Origin of the sequence: Pseudomonas sp. I8001 (genome assembly GCF_013385345.1) — a bacterium.
In the GTDB taxonomy this organism is placed as follows: domain Bacteria; phylum Pseudomonadota; class Gammaproteobacteria; order Pseudomonadales; family Pseudomonadaceae; genus Aquipseudomonas.
Genome location: NZ_JACAQC010000046.1, coordinates 59,200 through 82,235 on the forward strand (window position 1 = coordinate 59,200; position 23,036 = coordinate 82,235).

23 protein-coding genes and 1 tRNA gene are annotated in these 23,036 nt (G+C 59.6%); 6 read left to right on the plus strand and 18 right to left on the minus strand.

Annotated features, from left to right (window positions below; genetic code table 11):
* The first annotated feature begins 135 nt into the window (after positions 1-135).
* Together HX839_RS31705 and HX839_RS26460 are read left to right on the plus strand one after the other, a co-directional pair.
* Entirely contained in the window at positions 136-705 is a 570-nt protein-coding gene (locus HX839_RS31705; protein ID WP_256344766.1) for an HNH endonuclease, read from the plus strand.
* Positions 702-1,859, plus strand: coding sequence for a hypothetical protein (locus HX839_RS26460; protein ID WP_177067953.1), 1,158 nt, complete (start codon positions 702-704; stop codon positions 1,857-1,859). The genes HX839_RS31705 and HX839_RS26460 overlap by 4 nt, the downstream gene beginning before the upstream one ends.
* Positions 1,860-2,016: 157 nt before the next feature.
* On the opposite strand, the gene HX839_RS26465 is transcribed toward HX839_RS26460, so the two are convergent.
* From HX839_RS26465 to HX839_RS26475, 3 genes are all read right to left on the minus strand, one after another.
* Entirely contained in the window at positions 2,017-2,607 is a 591-nt protein-coding gene (locus tag HX839_RS26465; protein ID WP_177067954.1) for a hypothetical protein, read from the minus strand.
* A gap of 112 nt (positions 2,608-2,719) precedes the next feature.
* Entirely contained in the window at positions 2,720-3,049 is a 330-nt protein-coding gene (locus HX839_RS26470) for a hypothetical protein (protein WP_256344765.1), read from the minus strand.
* A 249-nt stretch (positions 3,050-3,298) separates the two neighbouring features.
* Complete coding sequence (locus HX839_RS26475) at positions 3,299-4,180, minus strand: hypothetical protein (protein ID WP_078732540.1); 882 nt, start codon at positions 4,178-4,180, stop codon at positions 3,299-3,301.
* Positions 4,181-4,957: 777 nt separating this feature from the next.
* Between HX839_RS26475 and HX839_RS26480 the strand changes: the two genes are divergently transcribed.
* Positions 4,958-5,248: a type II toxin-antitoxin system ParD family antitoxin gene (locus HX839_RS26480; RefSeq protein ID WP_177067955.1), complete on the plus strand. Its 291-nt coding sequence runs from the start codon at positions 4,958-4,960 to the stop codon at positions 5,246-5,248.
* A gap of 2 nt (positions 5,249-5,250) precedes the next feature.
* A complete protein-coding gene (locus HX839_RS26485) occupies positions 5,251-5,607 on the plus strand; it encodes a type II toxin-antitoxin system RelE/ParE family toxin (RefSeq protein WP_177067956.1) in 357 nt (118 codons plus the stop codon).
* 207 nt (positions 5,608-5,814) lie between these two features.
* Here the strand turns inward: HX839_RS26485 and HX839_RS26490 are convergent, their stop codons facing one another.
* The 6 genes from HX839_RS26490 to HX839_RS26515 all read right to left on the minus strand — a co-directional run bounded on the left by HX839_RS26490 (position 5,815) and on the right by HX839_RS26515 (position 10,070).
* Positions 5,815-6,114, minus strand: a complete 300-nt coding sequence (locus tag HX839_RS26490) for an Arm DNA-binding domain-containing protein (RefSeq protein WP_078732538.1) — start codon at positions 6,112-6,114, stop codon at positions 5,815-5,817.
* 225 nt (positions 6,115-6,339) lie between these two features.
* A tRNA-Gly gene (locus HX839_RS26495) sits at positions 6,340-6,415 on the minus strand.
* Positions 6,416-6,478: 63 nt separating this feature from the next.
* Positions 6,479-7,039: a CDP-diacylglycerol--glycerol-3-phosphate 3-phosphatidyltransferase gene (gene pgsA / locus HX839_RS26500; protein WP_003208929.1), complete on the minus strand. Its 561-nt coding sequence runs from the start codon at positions 7,037-7,039 to the stop codon at positions 6,479-6,481.
* A 32-nt stretch (positions 7,040-7,071) separates the two neighbouring features.
* Positions 7,072-8,910: an excinuclease ABC subunit UvrC gene (gene uvrC, locus HX839_RS26505; RefSeq protein ID WP_218173688.1), complete on the minus strand. Its 1,839-nt coding sequence runs from the start codon at positions 8,908-8,910 to the stop codon at positions 7,072-7,074.
* Position 8,911: 1 nt separating this feature from the next.
* Positions 8,912-9,553, minus strand: coding sequence for a UvrY/SirA/GacA family response regulator transcription factor (gene uvrY, locus HX839_RS26510; RefSeq protein ID WP_008436066.1), 642 nt, complete (start codon positions 9,551-9,553; stop codon positions 8,912-8,914).
* Positions 9,554-9,704: 151 nt separating this feature from the next.
* Positions 9,705-10,070 carry a helix-turn-helix domain-containing protein gene (locus HX839_RS26515; RefSeq protein ID WP_023658724.1) on the minus strand — a complete coding sequence of 122 codons (366 nt, stop codon included), beginning with the start codon at positions 10,068-10,070 and terminating at the stop codon, positions 9,705-9,707.
* Positions 10,071-10,151: 81 nt separating this feature from the next.
* Here HX839_RS26515 and HX839_RS26520 point away from each other — a divergent pair, with 81 nt between their 5' ends.
* Positions 10,152-10,391: a DNA-binding protein gene (locus HX839_RS26520; RefSeq protein WP_003208935.1), complete on the plus strand. Its 240-nt coding sequence runs from the start codon at positions 10,152-10,154 to the stop codon at positions 10,389-10,391.
* Between the two features lie 64 nt (positions 10,392-10,455).
* Here the strand turns inward: HX839_RS26520 and HX839_RS26525 are convergent, their stop codons facing one another.
* Positions 10,456-10,890 carry a GNAT family N-acetyltransferase gene (locus HX839_RS26525; RefSeq protein WP_087694876.1) on the minus strand — a complete coding sequence of 145 codons (435 nt, stop codon included), beginning with the start codon at positions 10,888-10,890 and terminating at the stop codon, positions 10,456-10,458.
* A 13-nt stretch (positions 10,891-10,903) separates the two neighbouring features.
* Entirely contained in the window at positions 10,904-11,656 is a 753-nt protein-coding gene (locus HX839_RS26530) for a carbon-nitrogen hydrolase family protein (protein WP_177067957.1), read from the minus strand.
* A 618-nt stretch (positions 11,657-12,274) separates the two neighbouring features.
* Here HX839_RS26530 and HX839_RS26535 point away from each other — a divergent pair.
* Complete coding sequence (locus tag HX839_RS26535) at positions 12,275-13,351, plus strand: 3-deoxy-7-phosphoheptulonate synthase (RefSeq protein WP_003208943.1); 1,077 nt, start codon at positions 12,275-12,277, stop codon at positions 13,349-13,351.
* Between the two features lie 124 nt (positions 13,352-13,475).
* Here HX839_RS26535 and HX839_RS26540 read toward each other — a convergent pair whose 3' ends face one another.
* The 7 genes from HX839_RS26540 to HX839_RS26570 all read right to left on the minus strand — a co-directional run bounded on the left by HX839_RS26540 (position 13,476) and on the right by HX839_RS26570 (position 23,020).
* Complete coding sequence (locus HX839_RS26540; protein ID WP_177067958.1) at positions 13,476-14,174, minus strand: NAD(P)H-dependent oxidoreductase; 699 nt, start codon at positions 14,172-14,174, stop codon at positions 13,476-13,478.
* A 9-nt stretch (positions 14,175-14,183) separates the two neighbouring features.
* Positions 14,184-15,803, minus strand: a complete 1,620-nt coding sequence (locus HX839_RS26545; RefSeq protein WP_177067959.1) for an ABC transporter ATP-binding protein — start codon at positions 15,801-15,803, stop codon at positions 14,184-14,186.
* 2 nt (positions 15,804-15,805) lie between these two features.
* Entirely contained in the window at positions 15,806-16,633 is an 828-nt protein-coding gene (locus HX839_RS26550) for an ABC transporter permease (protein ID WP_087694880.1), read from the minus strand.
* Between the two features lie 3 nt (positions 16,634-16,636).
* A complete protein-coding gene (locus HX839_RS26555; protein WP_003208950.1) occupies positions 16,637-17,596 on the minus strand; it encodes an ABC transporter permease in 960 nt (319 codons plus the stop codon).
* Between the two features lie 103 nt (positions 17,597-17,699).
* Positions 17,700-19,286, minus strand: coding sequence for an ABC transporter substrate-binding protein (locus tag HX839_RS26560; protein ID WP_087694882.1), 1,587 nt, complete (start codon positions 19,284-19,286; stop codon positions 17,700-17,702).
* Between the two features lie 12 nt (positions 19,287-19,298).
* Complete coding sequence (locus HX839_RS26565) at positions 19,299-20,909, minus strand: 5-guanidino-2-oxopentanoate decarboxylase (RefSeq protein WP_177067960.1); 1,611 nt, start codon at positions 20,907-20,909, stop codon at positions 19,299-19,301.
* A gap of 11 nt (positions 20,910-20,920) precedes the next feature.
* Complete coding sequence (locus HX839_RS26570; RefSeq protein WP_177067961.1) at positions 20,921-23,020, minus strand: acetate--CoA ligase family protein; 2,100 nt, start codon at positions 23,018-23,020, stop codon at positions 20,921-20,923.
* Between the last annotated feature and the right edge of the window lie 16 nt (positions 23,021-23,036).

Consider the following 23,036-nt stretch of genomic DNA (forward strand, 5'->3'; position numbering starts at 1 on the left):
TGCCTTGCGCTTGCCCGCAGAAGCTACGCGAGAGGTCAGTCGTGGATTGGGCAACTTGGCGAGTGGCCCGCCTGGTATATCCATGATCGCAACACCGACATGCAAGAGATGTGGTGCGACACGACTACTGGGGAGATGAGGTCTCGCCTTCACAAAAACCCTCCTCAATCGAGTCTGACTATTGGGGAATGGGGCGCTTGGGAGGCGAACGTAACAGGCGTGGCGGGCGAATTCGTACTTGGCGTACTCCCTCCTAGCTTTATCCAGAATCAACCGTTAGCTCAGGCTGAATCAGATTCGAAACTGGTAGAGGGAGCAGCCAGACAACTCACGCTGACGCGTTACGAACGTAATGAAGAAGCTCGAATACACTGCATTGAGCACTATGGAGCGAAGTGCCAAGCTTGCGGCTTAGTATACGAGGCGAAATATGGCCCGCTCGGTGCCGACCTTATTCACGTCCACCATCTAACGCCGTTGTCAGCGATCGGTGAATCCTATGAGGTCAACCCAGTCAGGGATTTAATACCTCTCTGTGCGACGTGCCATCACGTCGTACATAGAAGGAACCCTCCTTATTCGGTGGAAGAATTGCGGGCTGCGATAGCCTCCCAACCTGTGCTCTCACCCGGTCGCCATGGCCCAAGAGATAAGGGCAGCCCAGTTGATTCGTCTGTACTACATCCTGAGGGAAAATCCATATGACGTCCCCATCTGCTGCTCTTTCCGAGCATGTTCAAACTTCCAGAAGAGTCACTGCTCCCGGAGAGCGAGCTCTAAGGTTCGAAGAGTACGACAGCGCAGGCGCTCCTACTGGACGCGGCGCAACGTTCGTTGGCGTCGAGTTCCACGGATTGAAGTATGCAGACCTCATCGATCACAAGCTCAACACCCCGATCAACATCCCACTGAGATGGACGAATGCACGCGTTGTTGAGAGCGATCTCGAAGGTGTGTCGCCTGAGGATGTGGCCTCCGTCAACACTTCGCTGGAAAGCCCCTACTCGTCTCGCACCATTGGCTTAGTGCAAGACGGCTGGCTTCCGTCGGGAATGGCCCTCCAAGACAACATGGTAGTCATGCCCGATAGATGTACCTTCAGTGAGTTGAGTGGCCGATTCCGGGACGGTGCAAAAACGAACGAAGACGATAGAGATTTCCTCGACTTGTTTGCAGATCACACCGTTCGCATCAACCCGTTGCTCTTTGCCCTTGAAGGAAACGTTCGAAGCAATCCATCTCCTGAGGTTATCGAGCAACAGTTTGATATTGCCTGCGCCATGATTAGGGCGGCCTTGCCGCTGGCCGAACTGGTTCCTTCAGGACGCGGCGGGCTGCGGGGTGCAATTGGTATCATGAACGACACGCAAGCTGGCATGGCACGCAAGCAGGAATTCCTGATTCGTCTTGCCCCAATGTTGCGAGCGCCGGTGGCTGCCCGACGTGTTGGCCAGATATGGGATGAGGTACTGAAGATCGCTGACGAGTGCGGCGTCCCCAGGCGCTCACTCGTGGTTCTTGCGGCCCTTAGCGCGGTATGCGTACCCAACGGAAAGAGCCCGGCGAAGGGATTGCTGAAAATGAACGAGCGCAATTATTCGTTAGAGCATGCCTACAACGCACTTGCCGACCTGCGCTCCCTTGAGCTACTGATGCATCTCTTTGCCATGTTCCCGGACGAAAAGATTCTGCTCTGCACTGGCGATAAGGACCTGGCACTTTTCTGGGCGGGAATCAGGGCGTCCAACTTCAGACTGAACGAAGGTCACTTTGAGTGCACATTTTCGCCCATTGAAGCCTTGCTCCAGAACGTTACGGACGAAAGAAAGTCATCGTATTTCCAGGAAAGTGCCGGGTGATACCTGGGATTCGCTGGTAGCACGGGCCACTGTCGGAGCATATTGATAATGCCACGTGAACTGCGGGTACCGATAAACGCTCAGAACCCCCGTTGCTGCCCCGGGCCGTAATATTGATTAGGTCAGCAGAAGCCAATTATAAAGTCTAAAAGCTTGACTACAGCTCCGATGAAGTTGGTTTATTGTCATTGTAGTGCTCTTTCAATTTTTCATCTCCTGAGAGCACCATCATCATAATCTGCATCATGAGAATAGGGCCCGGCGTGATTTCATCAGGATTGACGTCTCGTCCATCATAATCGGGGTCAGTTTCGAGTTCGACGTTAACGATCCACCAAACCTCAACCTTGCGGATCAAATTCATGACGTCTTGCATTTTCTCCGTAAGTGCAAGGTCCTTTCCAGCGAGAACAATTTCAGGCATTTCATGCGCTAATGAATTGCGTAGCTCCTTAAGTTGCTCTAACACTTCATTATCCTCCTGATCAATTGCCCCTATATTCGTTAACCATAATAATGATGCGTAAAGAGGACTTTTCCTTTTATGAAGACTAAGTACTTTTAGATCGTAATCTGGTGAGGTGGTTGTACCATAGGCATCAAAGCCGATGCAGTAGAAATCTTTTAAACGACCAATGATGGACTCTTTAAGCATTTCATAGGCCGTTATGTAGAGCGAGACAGCGATCATTCGCTCCTGCATCACTGCAGGCGTCAATAGATTCTCCCATTGTTTCTCGACGCTCATATTTTCCTCCTGAGTGGTTTCTACACGGTTCCAGGTTCATCCCTAGCTGGGCAGGTAGTCCACTACGGACGCAGCCAGCGCTGCGAACTGATCGCCATGAACTACCGGATCCCTAACAACCCCGTTCATTGCGAGCTTTTGAACCCGGCTTCGTCAGGGCGGTGACCACCGGATCACGACTGGCCTCGCACATAGCAAAAGCGTTGAAATCAGAGTCAAGCAACACTAACAGCACCACGTCGAAGGGATGCGCCAAATCAATCGAGCCTAATCGGCCGACTATCTTGGTCGGGTTCACCACGCACCGGCCTTTGATCTGGATATGTGTAGGGCAGCCATTTCTGATTTCGGCAGCGTCGTAGCCAGCCTTTCTGGCGCAGTGCAGATCCAAGCCAAGCTTTGGAGCCGATTCGAATTCAGCTACATCACCAGTGATGCCCAACGGCTTGCCCGTTCACCGGTAGTAACGCCGGGCAAGCACCTTCGCATCATGTAAGACTTCAAATATCTCAGCATTGATAGAATCGACACTGATCTGGATATCAATCTCATATGGGAGCCTAGCCAAATCTGAACCTCTTTGATGGTCAGGAAGGTGGCTCAGGGTTTGCGAGCACAGAGCAGCACATTAAGGGTGATCGCGCTTGTAGTGCCAAGACGATACGTCAGAATGGGTTGCTACCACCCGATCTCACTCCGCCTCGCCATTGCCAAACGGTAGCTCATCCATATCCGTCCACAGAGGCGAATATCCAGCCAGCCAATTAGCAGGATCTTCCCCGCTAAATAGCTTGCGCAACCAATCAGCCTGGCTAGCTAAGCGTATGTAATGCAGAGGATGATGAGCCCCTTGCTGCGTATTCATCTCGGTTTCTTCGTAGTTATAAGCTTTCAGAGCGCGGTTGCCACAGTTCGTTTTCAGAAAGCGAATAAACCTGTTGAGATTGCCGCTCCCCCCTGACCCCATTCCCTCCTTAAGCATAAAGTGTTCGTATATGTAGCCGCTGGCGTAGATTTTTTTTGCGATGTCGTGCCGAACGCACAAAATCATCCCATCAGAACGCCCTCCGCAGATGCGTAATAGGTGGAAGGTAACGTTCTTGCTGTGCCGGTCATACAGGAAAAAATCTTGATATTTGTTGCCGATGTTTTCGACAGGAAAGACCGTGCCCATACCACTCAGCAACCAACGGTGGGACCCGCCGGACCAACCAATTATCCGATCCAACATGTCAAAGGTCGGCGAGCTAAGGCCGTCCAAGCAGTCCAGCAAATTCGCAGGCGATTCTTCGCCAATAGCTCGTGCTATGTCAGCAATGCTTTGAGGCTCCGTGATCGGAAAAACTTGATCTCTGCGCACGCAAGCGAACAGCTGATCCAGGCGATACCCAAAACCCTTCTGCCAAGACTGGCGGTAGGTTTCGGCCACCGCCGGTTTAGCTTCTAAGCTCGATACGTAGCTTTGCAGTATCGAACGAACTTCACCTTCAGTGGATCGATTGTTTTTGATGGCGGATTCACTAATCGCCTGGTGGATGTGATCTGGTAGCTCGCGGATATTTATTCTCGCCATAACACATTCTCCTGAATGCTCGCGCCTCAATGACTTCATTTTGAAGTCAAAATGAAGTCATTACATGCAAAAAAAAGCCCACGTTTTGAGGGCGAAATGACAATATCCGACATTTTGCTACAAAGAGCAAGCTTTGAAACGCTGAAATTCGGACGGATCGATCTTCAACAAGTTAGAGGGAAGGGCTACATCTTTTAGCGCCATTCCCTACAAACACCACAGAATCTCCCGGCAGTGAATCCATAATCCCACCGGTATCTTATCCCTCGTCACAGCGCGCGGTGACCGGCGGAGCAGCCTGCAGTCGTACTTAGGCACCTATCGAAGGAATAGGTCGCCCTGCCCGATGTTTGATGGCGCTGCACGCATTCACTATCTGATGTCCTTGAGCGCCTGTACCCAAACCAGCTCGCCTTAGAGGCGGCCGTGATGGAATTAACCCTGAGGGCTGAGCGCCACGGCGCGACAGACACTGGCGACAATGTACGCGGTGCACTTCAAACAATCGGAGAGAACGCCGGACACATCAAACAAGGCCTGGCCAAACTGAAAGGCCAAGGCCCACACTAATCAAGCCGTCCCCGACGTCTCGCCTGCAACAGCCTTTTTGGACTTTGTGCGCATACAGTTCCGAGCCAGCACGCGCTGTTCGGCGCGAAGGATGACCCCGTGCGACCCAGTTCGTCAGATACAGCTCTCAAGCTATGTGTACCTTGGTAAAATGGCATAATATGCCAATGGTCGAAAGAACCTGTTTGCCCAGAGCTGGAGCTAATTATGGCGACGCGAAACGTTGTGCTCACCCCTCACCAGGAACAGGTTATCCATGAACTGGTTCAGTCCGGCCGCTATCAGAATGCCAGCGAAGTGATGCGAGAAGGTTTGCGGCTATTGGAGCAACGCGTCGCCGAAGACACCGCCAAAATTGAGGCCCTGCGTCAGGCGACCTCGATCGGCATCATGGACCTTGAGCACGGGCGCTTGACGCAGTTGAACGAAGGGGATCTGGAGCACTACCTCGAGGGGTTGAGCCTGGAAGCCACCCTCCCCGCGAGGGAAAAACACTGAGCATGCCGCAGTATCGGATTTCCAACGCGGCGCGCGCCGACATTGTCGACATCCTCAGGCTCTCCCAGGCGCAGTTCGGCGATCGAGCACGCCAGCGCTACCAGGCACTGATCCTCGCTGCGCTGCAAGCGATTGCCGACACGCCTTATCGCATTGGCAGCCACGACCGCGATGAGCTTGCGCCGGGCCTTCGCAGCTATCACCTCATCTATTCACGCCAGCAGGCCAAACACCCCCATGGGACGGTCAACAGCCCACGCCATATCGTGTTCTATCGTGTGGCAAACGACGACGTGATCGAGGTCGTCCGACTTCTTCATGACGCCATGGAAGTGCAGCTGCACCTGCCCAACGACTGATCACCGACCTGGCCTAAAGGCTTAACCGGCCATGAACAGCGAAGGTAAGACGCCCCCTCTACATCTCAACCTGAGCGCCCTCGCTGTCAGCCGACTCGGCGGCCAATTGAAGCGGGAGGTTCTGGGTCCGACCGGACTATCGAGACCCACGACCAGAAACACGATGTTCAACTTTGCGTACCACTTTCAATGCTGAACAACCGCTTTCTAGGCGTTTTCCGTAGCCAGGCGCCTGGCATTACGCTCCAGCTGCCGATGGACACGCGGATCGATGCCCCTAGCGACCAGTGCCCTCGCAACATCACGCAGAGCGCGAGCATCTCGTAAGCTAATTTCAGGATAGGTACCGAGAGAAATACGGGGTTGATTATCCGCCCAGGAAAAGCGGAAGTGCCAGCACTTGGCGCCTTTCGTACTCACGAAAAGAGCGAGGCCGCTGTAATCAGGAAGGGTGTAGTCCTTGGCACGGGGTTTGGCGTGTCGGACCGAGGTATCGGTGAGAGCCATCGTACAATCTCCGTCTCGTTTGGATGGAGGAGATTTGTACGGTTTCCAGAGAGGCGAGTCCCACGAAAAAGTGATCTACCAAGCGCCGGATTAATGTACTAAAAAATGTACTAAGAAAACGTGGATGGTAGTGTTTTCGAGTGGAGCTTACTGGAACTAAAAAAGAGGCCGAAGCCTCTTTTTTCAGTTTCTGCAGACTTCAATAGAAACCTGTAGAACAATAATTGGAGCGGGAAACGAGACTCGAACTCGCGACCCCGACCTTGGCAAGGTCGTGCTCTACCAACTGAGCTATTCCCGCGTCTTGGTGATGCGCATTCTATAGAATCCTCATCACCCGTCAACCCCTTGATTCAAAAAAGTTTTATTTCTTTTCAACCTCGGTGCGCAGATGCGGCCAGGCGGCGCGCAAATATTGCAGCATGGACCACAAGGTCAGGCCCGCGGCGATCAGCAGCAAGGCGTAGCCCAGCAATACCCAGAAGGAGAAATCCGACGGGTTGGCCAGCAGGATCACCAGGGCAAGCATCTGCGCCGCGGTTTTCCATTTGCCCATGTTGGACACGGCCACGTGGGCTCGGGCGCCGATTTCGGCCATCCACTCCCGCAGGGCGGAGACCACGATCTCGCGACCGATGATCACGGCCGCCGGCAACGTCAGCCAGAGGTTGCCGTGTTCCTGCACCAGCAGCACCAGGGCGACCGCTACCATCAGTTTGTCGGCCACCGGGTCCAGGAACGCGCCAAACGGCGTGCTCTGCTCCAGGCGACGGGCCAGGTAACCGTCCAGCCAGTCGGTGGCGGCTGCAAAGGCAAACACCGAACTGGATGCCATGTAGCTCCATTCGTACGGCAGGTAAAACAGCAATATGAAAATCGGTATGAGCAGGACGCGTAGTACGGTGATCAGATTAGGGATATTCATCGGCACAACTGGCTACGAGGTGAGAAGGCATTCTACTCGCTGTGCAGATTTGCATAAATCAACTCTGCGAGCTTTTTACTGATACCGGGAGCTTTGGCTATTTCTTCGATGCTGGCACGGGACAGCTCCTGCAAGCCACCAAAATGTTTTAACAAGTCCCGCCGCCGTGTCGGCCCGACCCCTGCCACCCCTTCCAGGGTTGAGGTACGCCGGGTTTTGCCACGTCGGGCACGGTGGCCGGTGATGGCGAAACGGTGGGCTTCGTCGCGGATCTGCTGGATAAGGTGCAGCGCCGGGGAGTCGCCCTTCAAGGTGAACTCATGGGCTGCATCATTCAAGTACAAGGTTTCAAAACCGGCCTTGCGGGTGGCACCCTTGGCCACGCCGAGCAGGATCAGGTCGGGCACCGCCAGTTCGTTGAGCACGTCGCGGGCCATGGACAGTTGGCCCTTGCCGCCGTCCACCAGCAGGATGTCCGGCAGCTTGCCCTCGCCGTCCTTCAGTTTGCTGAAGCGGCGGGTCAGGGCCTGGTGCATGGCGGCATAGTCATCGCCCGGGGTGACGCCTTCGATGTTGTAGCGCCGGTAATCGGACTTGATCGGCCCTTCCGGCCCGAACACCACGCAGGAAGCCACGGTGGCCTCGCCGCTGGAGTGGCTGATGTCGTAGCACTCCAGGCGCTGGGGCGGCTCGTCGAGCTTGAGGACTTCGGCCAGGGCGTCAAACCGCGCGGCGACGTGCTGGCGGTTGGCCAGGCGTGCGCCCAGGGCCTGTTCGGCGTTGGTCACGGCCAACTGCTGCCAGCGCGCACGGGTGCCGCGCACGCGGTGGCTGATGTCCAGCTCGCGGCCACGCAGTTCGTGAATCGCTTCGATCAGCGCCGGGAAGTCCTCGTGCACCACGTTGACGATCAGTTCGCTCGGTAGGTCGCGCTCGGGGCTGCTGACGTAGTATTGGCCGAGGAACGCCGCCATGACTTCGGCGACCTCCTCTTCTATACCGGTCTGGGGGAAGAAGTTCTTGCTGCCCAGCACCCGGCCGCCGCGCACGCTGATCAGGTGCACACAGGCGCCGCCCGGGTTGACGAAGGCGGCGATGACGTCGACGTCACCGGTGCCGCCCTCCATGCTCTGCTGGTCCTGCACGCGACGCAGCAGGGAGATCTGGTCGCGTAGCTCTGCGGCGCGCTCGAAATCCAGGGTGCTGGCCGCTTGCTCCATGGCGCCGGACAGCTCATCGGCCAGGGCATTGCTGCGGCCTTCGAGGAACATCACCGAGTGACGCACGTCCTCGGCATATTCCGCAGGCTCAACCAGGCCCACGCACGGCGCCTTGCAGCGCTTGATCTGGTACTGCAGGCACGGGCGGTTGCGGTTCTTGTAGAAACTGTCTTCGCACTGGCGCACGAAAAACGCCTTTTGCAGCAGGCTCAGGCTTTCGCGGATGGCGCCGGCGCTGGGGTAAGGCCCGAAGTACTTGCCCTTCTGCTTCTTGGCGCCGCGATGGATGCTCAGACGCGGAAAGTCGCCGTCCGAGAGAAACACGTACGGGTAGGACTTATCGTCACGCAGCAGGATGTTGTAGGGCGGCCGCCATTCCTTGATCAGCGTCTGCTCAAGCAGCAGCGCCTCGGTTTCGTTGGCGGTGATGGTGGTTTCCACCTGGGCGATACGCGCCACCAGTGCCGCCGTCTTCGTTGCCAGGCCGGTCTTGCGGAAGTAACTCGCCAGGCGGCTCTTCAGGTTCTTGGCTTTACCGACGTAGAGCAGGCGCGCTTCGCTGTCGAACATGCGATACACGCCGGGACGGCCACTGCAGGTTGCAAGGAACGCACTCGGATCGAATTGGACCTTTATTTCAGGAGCTGTCATTTCAGGCGCTGGCGTCTACCATGCCGTGGCGTACCGCCAGCAGGGTCAATTCAACATCACTGCTGATGGAAAGCTTTTCGAAAATCCGATAACGGTAGGTGTTCACGGTTTTCGGCGACAGGCACAGCTTGTCGGAGATCGACTGGACTTTCTGACAGCCGACAATCATCAGGGCGATCTGGATTTCGCGCTCCGACAGCGCATCGAACGGCGAGTCGCTGGTGGGCTGGAACGACTTGATCGCCAGCTGCTGGGCAATCTGCGGGCTGATGTAGCGTTGGCCGGCAAATACCAGGCGAATGGCCTGGACCATTTCCGCCAATCCCGCGCCTTTTGTCAGATAGCCAGCCGCGCCCGCTTGTAGCAGCCGTGTAGGAAAAGGATCTTCCTCACACACGGTCACTACCACGACTTTGATATCCGGATGGCTGCGCAACAACTTTGTAGTGGCGCCAAGACCGCCGATCCCAGGCATCTTGACGTCCATCAAAACCACATCGGGCTTCAACTCCCGGGCCTTGATCAGGGATTCCTCCCCTGACTCGGCCTGGCCGACTACTTGCAGGCCATCGATGTCAGCCAGCATTCGTGTAATGCCTGTACGAACGAGATCATGGTCATCGACTACTAGCACCCTAATCAAGCAGACACCTCGCGATATGGTCTTATAGGTTGCTGAACACCTTAGCAAAAAACCACGGCGCAGACCTAGCTGCAAGCGTCATATATATAGAGTTTCAATGCACAACCGGCCGCCGCCGAGTGGCGGGCGGCTCAATTTCCTGGGTAAAAGGTCAGGAATCCGGGGCCGATGACCGGTTTTTTCCATTGGTGGAGAGTGAATGCTCGGCCAGGGTAGAGGTCAGGCGATGGATTGCATCCTGGTCTTCCTTGAACATCGCACGGTAGTTGCCCAGCACTTTTTCTTCGATTTGGCTCAGATTTTCCAGTTGGGTCGGCGTCGGCGTGCCGGTCAACACGTACAGGATATCGACACCTTTTTCTGCCACGCGGGACAAGTAATCGGCCTTGGGCGCACGGCCGCCATTTTCGTATTTCCCCTGTGCGTTAGCTTCTACACCTCCTATTTCACCAAAAGTTTTCTGCGACAGGCCAAGTCGCTCTCTTTCTTGCCTTAACCGGAAACCGATTCCACTCATTTGGATGTATGATCCTATTTGGCACACCCCAAGAGGTGACACACTCATCTCGTTTTACACAAACTTGAACGGTTTTGAACTATGCCCGGTATTCGCACTGCTGCACAAGCCAAGGCTTGGCTGGAACATCAAGGTAAGTCTGTTCAAGCGTTCGCCCGGGAACATGGCGTGGACCCGGCAACCACTTATCAAGTGCTCGCTGGGCGCAAAAAGGGACGGCGGGGAGAAGCCCACAAGGTCGCGGTCCTGTTAGGCATGAAGGACGGGATCATCCCGGTTGAGGACGAAACCGTAAGGCAAGATCAGGAAGTCATTTCTTGAAGTCAGTATGCGCTTATTAAAACCAAGTGCCTGTTTTCCCAAAATTGGCAGTACTCACACCTGATCACGGCCGGCAATTGCGCTCCATGCGCCAGAAGCAATCCTCCGCATCTACGATTTCCAGGCCCTTGCGTTGATACAGCCGTCGCGCCGGGTTGGTCTTGAAAACGGTCAACCGTAAAAGACCCAGCCCTTCCGCGCGCGCCTTGTACACCATCTGCTCGATAACCCAGCCGCCAGCCCCTTGATGACGAAACGCCTCAAGGATGTGCAATTCGCGGATATACAACGCTTTGGGGTCACGACTCAGACTGATGAAACCCAGCACCTGGGTATCGCGACAGATCAACCAGTTTTCCCGACCCGCCCAGGCGCTATCGAACCCGGCATCGGACCAGGACAAGTCGTATTGGCGATAATAGTTGCCCATGGCCTGATGGGTCAGGGTTCGGGCGAAGGCCAGGTGCTGGCTGGTTGCAGCCTGTAGTTGAAACGCCATGTGCCTGCGCCTCCTAAATCGCCACCTGTTCCCCGCGCCATTGGCCAGCGCTGCTGCGACGTGCAATCACCAACGAATCGCCCACACCAGGGGCGACTGCGATCAAAGTGCCGTCAGCGCCCCAGATCGCACTGCGTCCGGCGCAGGTCCAGCCACCGGTCGGGCCACCGTGATTGGCCATCAGCACCAGCATTTGGTGCTCGGCGGCGTAGCCTTGTAGCAACGTCGTATCGGGAGCGTAGCCACCTTCGCTGATCAGCACACCCGCAACGTAGATATTCGCCCCGGCTTCGGCTGCCTGCCGTGGGTGGCTGGGGTGGGAGAAGTCTGCACATACCGCCAGGGCAATCCGGTCGTTACCCCATTCAAGGGCGGCCCCGCCCTGCCCTGCAGCAAAGGCCGCTTCTTCACCGGGATGCAGATGCTGCTTGGTATAGACCGCCACCGAACCATCCGGCCCCAGCACCAGCGCGCCGATCAACACCTCACTGCCGGCCCCCAGGCGAATCGGCATGCCCACCACGGCGGTGATGCGCAACTCACGGGCCATCTCCCGCAGCGGCGCCACTACTTCATCGTCAGGCGCAATCGCCAATTCGGCGGCCAACGCTGGTTCGTACCCCGTCAGCGACAGTTCCGGAAACACCAGCAATTGCACACCATGCTCTGCCGCCGTGCGCATGAATGCCAAGTGACGCGCGATATTTCCGGGCACGTCGCCGGCAATGGAGATGGATTGGGCAGCAGCAATCGTGAAGGCAATCATGGTCGCATCCAGGCAATCATCGTGAACTCCGTGCAGCATATCGACACTTGGGTCATAGCCGTAAGTACCCAACCTCAATAGAAATTACTGATTGAATCCACCCGCTCGCCTCAGTTAAGCTCCCCCCATCATTTGGAGACACACCATGTTGCAACTCACCCACACCCAGGTTTGCCCTGCTGCCAGCGCCCAGCGCTCGGTCGTGGCTGCCCGCGTGAGCGGTTTGAGCGCACTGGTCAGCTTTTATTTTGGGTATTGGTTTAGCCACTGGCGCGCCTGATACCTGAAATCGGCGCCCACTACTCAAGGGGTCGCCTACCAGAGAAATCTAACCCCCGGTCGGCTCCCCGACCGGGGGTTTTGTTTTTTCAGCCCTTATTATTTTTGCCACACACCGAACACTTAAAGGACTCACGCCATGAACTACGCCACCTATTACCGCTACGACACCTCCACCGCCTGGCGATTTAGCAAGCTCCGTTCGGGACAGCCTGCCGCCTCCGATCGGTCACCTATTGGTGGCAAGCCAACACACGTAGCCAATACGGCCAATTGTCGAACACCCCAGTAGGGCAGAGCGTGCGGGAACAGCCCGCCGCTTGCCCAGGAAGCCCGAATATGAACGCCTCGATCGCCGCTCTGCCTGTTTCCACCCTGTCCTGCGCCAATGAAGCGCTGACCCAGCGTTTGCCCAGTGCCCTTGAGCTCAAGCACCAACTGCCCCTGAGCCCATTCCTCAACGAACAGATCCACGCCCATCGCCAAGCCGTGCGCGCCATCCTCAAGGGTGAAGACTCACGCCTGCTGGTGATTGTCGGCCCGTGCTCGATCCACGACCCGGAATCGGCCATGGAATACGCGCGCAACCTGAAAAAACTGGCCCATGAAGTCAGTGACCAGATGCTGCTGGTGATCCGCGCCTACGTCGAAAAACCCCGCACCACCATCGGCTGGAAAGGCCTGGCGTACGACCCGCGCCTGGATGGCAGTGATGACATGGCCGCCGGCCTGACCCTGTCCCGGGAACTGATGCGTGAAATGCTGCGCCTGGGCCTGCCGGTGGCCACCGAGCTGCTGCAACCGATGGCTGCCGGCTACTTCGATGACCTGCTGAGCTGGGTCGCCATTGGCGCGCGCACCACCGAATCGCAGATCCACCGCGAAATGGCCAGCGGCCTCGGCATGCCCGTCGGCTTCAAGAACGGCACCGACGGCGGCGTGGCCATCGCCTGTGACGCCATGCGCTCCGCCGCTCACCCGCACCGTCACTTCGGTGTCGACAGCCAGGGCCATCCGGCGATCATCCAGACCCCGGGCAACCCCGACACTCACCTCGTGTTGCGCGGCGGCCATCGTGGGCCGAACTACGATCGCCAGAGCGTGGCCCAGGTTCACGCCGACCTTGCCAAGAGCAAAGTCGCGCCGCGGATCATGGTCGACTGCAGCCACGCCAACAGCGGCAAAGACCCGCTGCGCCAACCGGCGGTGTTCAACGACGTGCTGGAGCAGCGCCTGCAGGGCGACACCTCGCTGATCGGCATGATGATCGAGAGCCACCTGTTCGAAGGCTGCCAGCCATTGAGCCCGTCGATGAAATACGGCGTGTCGATCACCGATGGCTGCCTGGGCTGGGACGGCACGGAACAGCTGCTGCGCAGCGCTGCCGAGCGGTTGCGGGTACACAATCGCGCCTGACAATGAAGATCAAATGTGGGAGCGGGCTTGCTCGCGAATGCGGTGGTTCAGCCAGCACATGCATCAACTGGCACACCGCTTTCGCGAGCAAGCCCGCTCCCACACTGGATCTTCATTCACTTGACTAAAGTGGATAAAGAGCCTCATCAAACTGCGCCAACTTCGGAAACACCAACGGCTGGTCATCCGCCAGCCCTTCCAATCGCTGCTGGTAACTGTGCAGGAAAGTCTGCCGGGCCTCGGCGCTGATATACGGCACATGCCACGCCACAAACGGCTCCAGCACCTCAAACCCGACATACGCCAGCGTGCCACGCAGGATCGGCCGCAGCATGTCCTCCAACGGCCCGTGAATCGCACCCTCGCCAAACATATGCTCGCGCCCGCCAAGGGTCACCGTGACCAGCGCTTTCTTGCCGGCGAGCCCGCCCTGATCATAAAACCGCTTGCCGCCGTAGCACACGCCCGACACCAGCACCCGGTCAATCCAGCCCTTGAGCATCGCGGGCGCCGAGAACCAGAAGATCGGGAAGTTGAGGATCAGCAGATCGGCCCACAGCAGCTTGTCCAACTCCTGCCGGATATCCGCCGCGATGGATTGGCTTTTCACCCCCAGGCGCTGCTCCAGGGCATACACCAGGTAGTCGGGGTTCTCCCGCGAGGTGAAGTCCGAGGCGCTGGCTACGGGATTCCAGTTCATCGCGTACAAATCACTGACCTGCACCTCATGCCCCTGCGCTTGCAGGGTAGCCGTGGCCTGGTCACGCAAGGCCGCGGTAAACGACTGCGGCTCGGGATGGGCGTGGACAATCAACACCTTCATAAAAACTCCTCAAGAAGTAAGCGCGGCCCGTTTGGCCAGCAAATGGTCGAGCCAGTCGGGGTCCATTTCCGGCTCCGATGAAAACAGCAAGCCGGTGTAGTCCTGATACGGCGGGGTGAAGATCGCGCTGCGGCTGCCCTGGTCCACCACCCTACCCCGCTGCATCACCACCACTTCGTCGGCGATGGCGCGCACCGTGGCCACGTCATGGGTGATAAACAGGTAGGCCACGCCCAACTGCTGCTGAATACGGTTGAGCAGTTTCAGCACGCCCTCGGCCACTAACTGATCCAGGGCCGAGGTCACTTCGTCGCAGATGATCAATTGTGGGTCGGCCGCCAGGGCGCGAGCGATGCAGATACGTTGCTTCTGGCCGCCGGACAGCTCACGGGGCTGACGCTCCATGAAGGTGGCCGGGTCCAGCTCGATCATCTCCAGCAACTCGGCGACTCGGGCGCGCATGGCCTTGCCCTTGAGGCCGAGGTAGAAGGTCAGTGGCCGGCCAATGATGTCGACGATGCGCTGGCGCGGGTTCAGCGCGGTATCGGGGATCTGGTAGATCATCTGGATCCGTCGCAACTGCTCCTTGCTGCGCCGACGAAAGTCCGCCGGCAACGCTTCACCGTCATACAGCACCTGCCCCGCCGTAGCCGGCAGCAACCCGGTAATCAAGCGTGCGGTGGAGCTTTTGCCGCTGCCGGACTCACCGATCACCGCCAACGTCTGGCCGCGATGCAAGCTCATCGACACGTCATGCAGCACCGGCTGATGCCCGTAGCTGGCGCACACCTGACGCACTTCCAGCAACGGCATCTGCTGCTGGGGACAGGCCTTGGGCTCGGTGCGAAAGCTGCGCACCGCCCACAGGGACTTGGTGTAGTCCTGCTGCGGGGCGCTGAGCATGGTGCGGGTCTCGGCCTCCTCCACCAGCTTGCCGTGGCGCAGCACCATGATGCGGTCGGCCATCTGCGCGACCACCGCCAGGTCATGGCTGATATACAGCGCGGCACTGCCGAAGGTTTTCACCGCATCGCGAATCGCCGCCAGCACTTCGATCTGGGTGGTGACGTCGAGGGCGGTGGTGGGTTCGTCGAAGATGATCAGGTCCGGGTGACAGGCCATCGCCATGGCGGTCATCACCCGTTGCAGTTGCCCGCCGGAGACCTGATGCGGATAACGCTGGCCGATGGTTTCCGGATTGGGCAGGCGCAGCACGCGGTACAACTCCACCGCCTCGCGTTCAGCCTGGGCGCGGCTGATGCCACCGTTGATCACGGCGGTTTCCACATGCTGGTCAATCAGCCGATGGGCCGGGTTGAACGACGCGGCAGCGGATTGCGCTACGTAGGCGATCCGCAGTCCTCGCAGCTTGCGCAAGGCTTCGGGTTTGGCCTGCAACAGTTGAATGCCGTCAAAGCACACCGAGCCACCGATGATGCGACAACCATCGCGGGCAAAACCCATGGCCGCCAGGCCCAACGTTGATTTACCCGCGCCGGACTCGCCAATCAACCCCAGCACCTCGCCCCGTTGCAACGTCAGGTCGATGCCCTTGATCAGCGGATGCCAGGCATCCTCGTAATGCCCTTCGATCTGCAGGTTGCGGATTTCCAGCAGTGGCTTGTCCATCCTCAACACTCCTTCAGGCCGCTGGATTTATGCAGCATCCAGTCGACGACAAAATTCACGCTGACGGTGATCAACGCCACCGCCAGGGCCGGCAGCAACGGGCTGATGTCGCCGAAGGTAATCAGCACCGCATTGTCGCGGACCATGCTGCCCCAATCGGCGGTGGGCGGTTGAATGCCCAGGCCAAGGAACGACAGCGCGCTGATAAACAGGAACACGAAACAGAACCGCAGGCCGAACTCGGCAATCAATGGCGCCGCGGCATTGGGCAACACTTCGCGGGTGACCAGCCACCACAGCCCTTCCCCACGCAGCCGTGCGGCTTCGACGAAGTCCTGCACCACCACGGTCATCGCCACGGCCCGGGACAGGCGAAACACCCGGGTCGAATCCAGCAGTGCAATCACCAGCACCAGCGAGGTGGCATTGGTGCCCACCACGCTGAGGATCAGCAAGGCGAAGATCAGTTGCGGGATCGCCATCAGGATATCCACCACCCGCGACAATCCTTGGTCGACCCACCCGCCCTTGATCGCGGCTATCAAGCCGCTCAAACCGCCCAGCAAAAACGCCAGCACCGTCGTCAAAAAAGCGATGCCCAGGGTGTTGCGCGCGCCATACACCAGGCGGCTGAACATGTCCCGCCCGAGGTTATCGGTGCCCAGCAGGAATTGGCCGCTCCAGGGCGCAAACCCGTCGCCTACCACCTGGGTTTCGCCATAGGGCGCGAGCAGCGGTGCAAACAACGCCACCAGCACGTACAGCACGATGACCAGCAGGCCGAACTTCGCGCTCAATGGCGCCCGGGCCAGTTGTGTGAGAAGGCTCATGGTCTACCCCTTGGGATGCATCAGGCGTGGGTTGGTGGCGATGGACAGCACATCGGCGCCGGTATTGAGCAGGATGTAGGTGGCGGCAAAGATCAGGCTGCACGCCTGCACCACCGGGATATCGCGCTTGGACACGGAGTCCACCAGCAACTGGCCGAGGCCCGGGTAGACAAACACCACCTCCACCACCACTACGCCCACCACCAGGTACGCGAGGTTGAGCGCGATCACGTTGACGATCGGCGCCAGGGCATTGGGCAGTGCGTGGCGCCAGATAATCCGCGACTGGCTGATGCCCTTGAGCCGGGCCATTTCGATATACGGGCTGGCCAGCAGGTTGATCAGCGAGGCGCGGGTCATGCGCATCATCTGCGCGATCACCACCAGGCTCAGGGTGGCCACCGGCAACACCGAACGTTCGAGAATGGTGGCGAATGAGGCATCCGGCGCCAGGTTGGACAGGCTGGGAAACCAGCCCAGCTTGACCGAAAACACCAGGATCAGCAGGTAGGCGACGAAGAACTCCGGGAACGACACCGCACTCAGGGCCGAGGTGTTGAGCAGGCGGTCGAACCAGCTGTTGCGGTACAGCGCGGCGAGCATCCCCAGCACCAGCGCCAGGGGCACCGAGACCAACGCCGCCAGTGCCGCGAGGCGCAAGGTGTTGCCCAGGCGTGCGCCGATCAGTTCGGCGATGGGCCGCTGGTTGGCCAGGGAAGCGCCGAGGTCGCCGTGCAGGAGGCGCAGCAGCCATTGCACGAACCGGCTCAGGGGCGGCAGGTCCAGGCCCAGTTGGGCGCGAAAGGCGGCGACGGTTTCCGGCGTGGCGGACTGGCCGAGCATGGCCTGGGCGATATCACCGGGGAGCATGCCGACCGCCAGGAAGATGATCACCGAGACGGCGAACAACGACAGCAGGCCAAGGGCGAGGCGTTGGAGTACCAGTTTGAATAGGCTATTCATGTTCGGTTCTCATGAGTGGGGCATGTTCTCGAAGGCGACAAATGTTCAATGTGGCAGCGAGCAAGCCCGCTCCCACATTTGATTTGTGGCGTATCTGAAATCTTCACGCCTGCCACCACCGCTCGATCAACCGCAACCCATCCAGTTCCCCATACGGCGCCGTCAGCGGTCCATGGCTGACGCGGTTCGAGCGGGCCGCCACGGAGCTGGCGAACAACGGCACAATCGCACCGCCGTCGTCCCGGCACAGGCTCTGCATTTCGTTGTACATCTCCTGGCGCAGCGGCGCGTTCATCTCGCCTCGCGCTGCGTTGAGCAACTGGTTGAAGCGGTCGTTATCCCAATGGGTTTCGTTCCACGCCGCGCCCTTGGCGTAGCCGATGCTGAACATGCGGTCGGCAGTCAGGCTGCTGTACCAGAACGAGGTGGTGAACGGCTGCTTCATCCAGATATTGGAGAAATAGCCATCCGCCGGCTCGCGCACCACGTCGATATCAATCCCGGCCTGGCGCGCCTGCTCCTTGAACAGCACCGAAGCATCCACCGCGCCGGTGTAGGCGGCATCGGAAGCTTGCAGGCGCACCTTCAGCGACTCCACACCGGCCTTGCGCAGGTAGAACCGCGACTTGTCCGGGTCGTAGGTGCGCTGCTCCAGGGCGGCGTTGATGAAGCGGCTGCCCGGCTGGATCGGATGGTCGTTGCCCACCAGGCCATAGCCATGCAGCACCGAGGCCAGCAGGGTTTCGCGGTTGATCGCATGCTTCATCGCCATGCGGATGTCGTTGTTCTTGAACTCGTTGCTGTCGCACAACATCGGGAAGGTGTAGTGCTGGGCGCCCTTGGTTTCTTCGATGACCAGCGTGGGATTGCGCTTGAGCAGGGCCACGGTTTTCAGGTCGACCTTGTTGATCACGTCGACTTGCCCGGTGACCAGCGCATTGACCCGCGCTGCGCCGTCGGCAATCGCCAACAGCTCGGCGCTGGCGAAGTGTGCCCTGCCCGGCTTCCAGTAATCGGGGTTGCGCTCCAGGTCCATGCGTACGCCCGGCTCGAAGCTTTTCAGGCGATAACCGCTGGTGCCGATCCCGGCCTGCCAGTCGGCGGCGCCGTCCTTGGCGGGCATGATCACCAGGTGGTAATCGGCGACCACATAGGCGAAATCGGCATTGCCCGAGTGCAATTCGAACACCACTGCATCGCTGCCCTTGGCGCTGACACTGGCCACATCGCCGATCACCGTCTTGGCCGCCGAGGTGGAGTTGGCTGCCAGGTGATGGTTGATCGAGGCCACCACGTCGTCAGCGGTCAGGCTTTTGCCGTTATGGAAGGTCACGCCCTGGCGCAGCTTGAAGGTCCAGGTGCGCGCGTCGGGCGTCGACTCGAAGCTTTCGGCCAATTCGGGGATAGCGCTGCCGTCCACCGCGATTTCCGTGAGGGTGTTGTACACCGCCGAAAAGCCGACGAAGGTGAAGGTGTCGACCCAGGATCCCGGGTCGCGGGAGTCGGTGGTGCTGCCGCCGGCCAGGCCCATGCGCAGCACGCCGCCCGGCTTGGGCGTGGCCTCCTCGGCAAAGGCCTGCAGCGGCAGGCCCATGGAAAACGCGGCGGCCACGGCACCGGCTACGGCGCTGTGCTTGAGGAAGTCCCGCCGGTGCATCGCTTGAGTCATTTTGTTGTTGTTTTCGCTCATGGTGTTGCTCCTCTAAAGGTTCACACAGGCATGCTTCAACTCGATCAAGGTCACGCCGTTGCGCTTGAAACCGTTACGCAAATCCGTCTGCAGCTCATCCAGGTTCTGTGGCTCGCTGACCGTGCAGCCGAACGCCCGCGCCAGGGCGGCGAAGTCCGGGTTGCGCGGCAGTACGCCGATGGGTTCGATGTCCAGGTTCAGCATGTCGTCGCGAATCTGCCCCAGGGCGTCGTTGTTCCAGAGCAACACCACCAGCGGGCTGTCCAGTTCTTCCACGGCCGTGGCCAGTTCCTGGGCGGTGTAGAGAAAGCCGCCGTCGCCCACCAGCACCAGGCCGGGCCGTTGCGGTGCGCCGAACTTGGCGCCGATACCGGCCGGCAGGCCATAGCCCAGGGTGCCGTAGCCGGTGGGATGCAGCCAACTGCGGGTGGCGTTGCTGGGAAAGGCGTAGTTGCCGGTGTAGGCCAGCTGGGTCATGTCGCTGCTGATGAAGGCATTGGCCGGCAGCTCGGCGGCCACGCGGTCGAGAATCGCCTGGTGAATCCGTTGCAACGGACCATGGCCGCTGCTGACTGCCTGGCGTAACGTCGCGACCGCAGCGGTGGCGGCATCCGCGTTGCGCGGCGTGGCTGGCAAGCGTTCCAGCAAAGCCAGCGTCGTTTGCTGGGCATCACCGTGCAACGCGACGGCGCAAGGATAGAAATCGTTGAACTTGCGCGGGTCGATATCCACCCGCAGCAGCTCGCCATTAATCGGCAGGCGTTCACGCCAGAAGTCGGTATCGGCCATTTCGGTGCCGATGGCCAACACCACATCCGCCTCGGCGATGAGCTGCCAGCCGGGCTCGACACACAGGGTCGAACCGGCATTCAGCGGATGCTCCACCGGCAACAATCCCTTGCCGGCGACACTGCTGAAAAACGGCGCCGCCAGTTGTGTGCTCAAGCGCTGCAAGGCCTCGGCCGCCAACAGTGCGCCGCCACCGGCAATGATCATTGGCCGCTTGGCCGCAGCCAGTTTCGCCACGGCCTGATCGAGGCTTTCAGCCGATGGCAAGCCACGCCCGGGACGGCGCACCACCTCATTGCTCCAGTCCCGTTTGATCGGCGCCGACAGTACATCCAGCGGCACCGAAATATGCACCGGGCGCGGTCGCTCACTGTCGAACACCGCGTAGGCCCGCGCGATCAACTCCGGCAAATCCTCGGCACTCAACGCTACTGCCGAAAACGCAGTGATGGGCGCGGTCATCGCCCGCTGGTCCTGGGTTTCATGCAGGCAGCCCCAGCCTTTGCCGAGGCTGGCGGTGTGGTTGACGCTGGAAATCACCAGCAGCGGAATCGAGTCGGCATACGCCTGGCCGATCGCCGTCGCGGCGTTGGTCACCCCCGGCCCGGTGATGATGAAACACACCCCCGGCTTACCGCTGACCCGCGCATAACCGTCGGCCATAAAGCCGGCGCCCTGCTCGTGGCGGGTCAGCACATGCCGAATACCGCTGCCCGGCAAGCCGCGATACAGCTCCAGCGTGTGCACGCCGGGAATCCCGAACACCGTGTCGACACCATAGTTGGCCAGCAATCGCACCAGGGCCTGGCCGCCCGTCAAGGTTTTGCTTTGCATTGTCATCTCCTTCACGCCTGGGCGAGACGGATCAATGCATCGACCGCCGTGGCGCCCCGGGCATTGACCAGCAATGGGTTTACATCGAGTTCCAGCAACTGCCCGGCGTTGGCGCAGGCGTAGTCGGCCACCGCACGAATCGCCGCCACCAGGGCTTCCATGTCGGCCACTTCGCGTCCGCGAAAGCCTTGCAGCAATGCGGCGCTGCGCAGGCTGAGCAAGGCGTTGCGGATTGCGTCGTCGGTGGTGGGCAGCAGCAGGCTGCGGCTGTCCTTGAGCAACTCCACGAGGATTCCACCAGCGCCGATCACCAGCGCCAGGCCGAAGTCGTTTTCGCGCTTGATGCCGACAATCAGCTCGGCCAGCGGCGGCGTAGCCATGGACTCCAGCAGCAGCTGATCGAACGGCACATCCGGCGCATAAGCGGCGATTTGCTCGCGCATATGAGCCAGGGCAGCAGTCAAGGCGAAGCCGTCCTGCAGGTTGAGCGCCACGGCGCCGGCTTCGGTTTTATGCGGCAAGTCGGCACTGACGGCCTTGAGTACCAGCGGGTAACCCAGCACTTTGGCATCGGCTATGGCCCGCTCGGGAGTGCTCAAGACACCGGCTGGCGTGGTCAGGCCGAAAGCCCGTAAAGCCTGCTTGGAATCCCACTCATCAAGCGACTGTCCGTGTTGTTCAAGCGCTTGCGGGCACAGCGGCACCAGTATCGACTCACCCCGCGCCAACAACGCCCGGCGATTGTCTTGATAGTCGGCAATCCGGCCCCAGGCCGCCAGCGCATCTTCCACGCCTTGCAACGCGGCAACGCCCTGGGCATGCAGACGCTCGCGAGCGTGGGCCGGGAGCAATTCGGGAAATGCAGAGGTGACAAAGCCAGTCTTGCCGTGGCGAGTCAGCGCACTGCAAAACAGCTCCAGCAGCAGGTCGCACTCCTTGCGCTCACCGGTAAATTCCGCCGGGTAGTCGAGCACCAGCATTGCCGCATCCGCTTCGGTGCGCAGTGCCGTGTCGAGCATCGTATTAAGCGCGTCGCTGTTGCCCCAGATGGCCGTGGTGAAATCCAGCGGGTTGACCAGATTGGCGTAGCTGGGCAGCACCTGCGCCAACTCTTCACGCTGGCCTTCGTCGAGCTTCGGCAGGCTCAAATCGTTGCGCTCGGCGTAGTCGGCAATCAACCCGGCATCACCACCGGAACAGGCCAGGGCGATCAGGCTGTTGCCCGCCGGCAGATTACCGCAGGCCGCCGCCTTCAGGGTCTCGACAAAACTCACCGGCCCGCTGACCCGGATCACACCCAGGCGCGCGAACAGACTGTCGTACAGCGCATCGGAACCCGACAACGAACTGGTATGACTCAAAGCCAACTCGGCGCCGATCTGTGACACCCCGGTTTTCAGGGCGATGATCGGAATGCCTTTTTCCAGGGCCTTGTGGGCCGCACTGGCGAACCCCGGCACATTCTTCAAGCCTTCCAGGTGCAAGCCAATCGCTGTAACGCGCGGCTCGTCGAGCAGCACGTCCATCAACTCGGCAACCCCCAGCTGCGCCTGGTTGCCCACCGATGCCATATAGGCCACCGGCAGCGAACGGTCGCTCATGGACAGGTTGTAGGCAAAGTTGCCGCTCTGGGTCAGCACCGCAACGCCCTTCTCGACCGGCTTGCCGCCATGGGCCACCGGCCACAACGCCGAGCTGTGCAGGTAATCCAGCAGGCCATAGCAATTGGGGCCCAGCAGTGCCATCTCGCCAGCGGCCTTGAGCAGTTGTTGCTGCAAGGCTTGGCCCTCGGCGCCGGTTTCGGCAAACCCGGAGGCGTAGCAGATGGCGCCACCGGTGCCAATGGCCGCCAGTTCGGCGACACAGGTCAGGGTCAGCTCGCGATTGGTAGCGATAAACACCGCATCCGGACCGCACGGCAAATCGGCCACGCGACGCACGCAGGGAACGCCATCGAGGCTGTCATGTTGCGGGTTGACCAGCCACATCTGGCCGGCAAAACCACCGTCGGCGCAGCGCTTGAGGGCACGGGCCATGCTGCGCCCACCGACAAACGCCAGGTGACGGGGCGCCAGCAGGCGCTTGAGATTGTCGCGAATAGCCTGGGACATAAGCGTTCTCCGACCC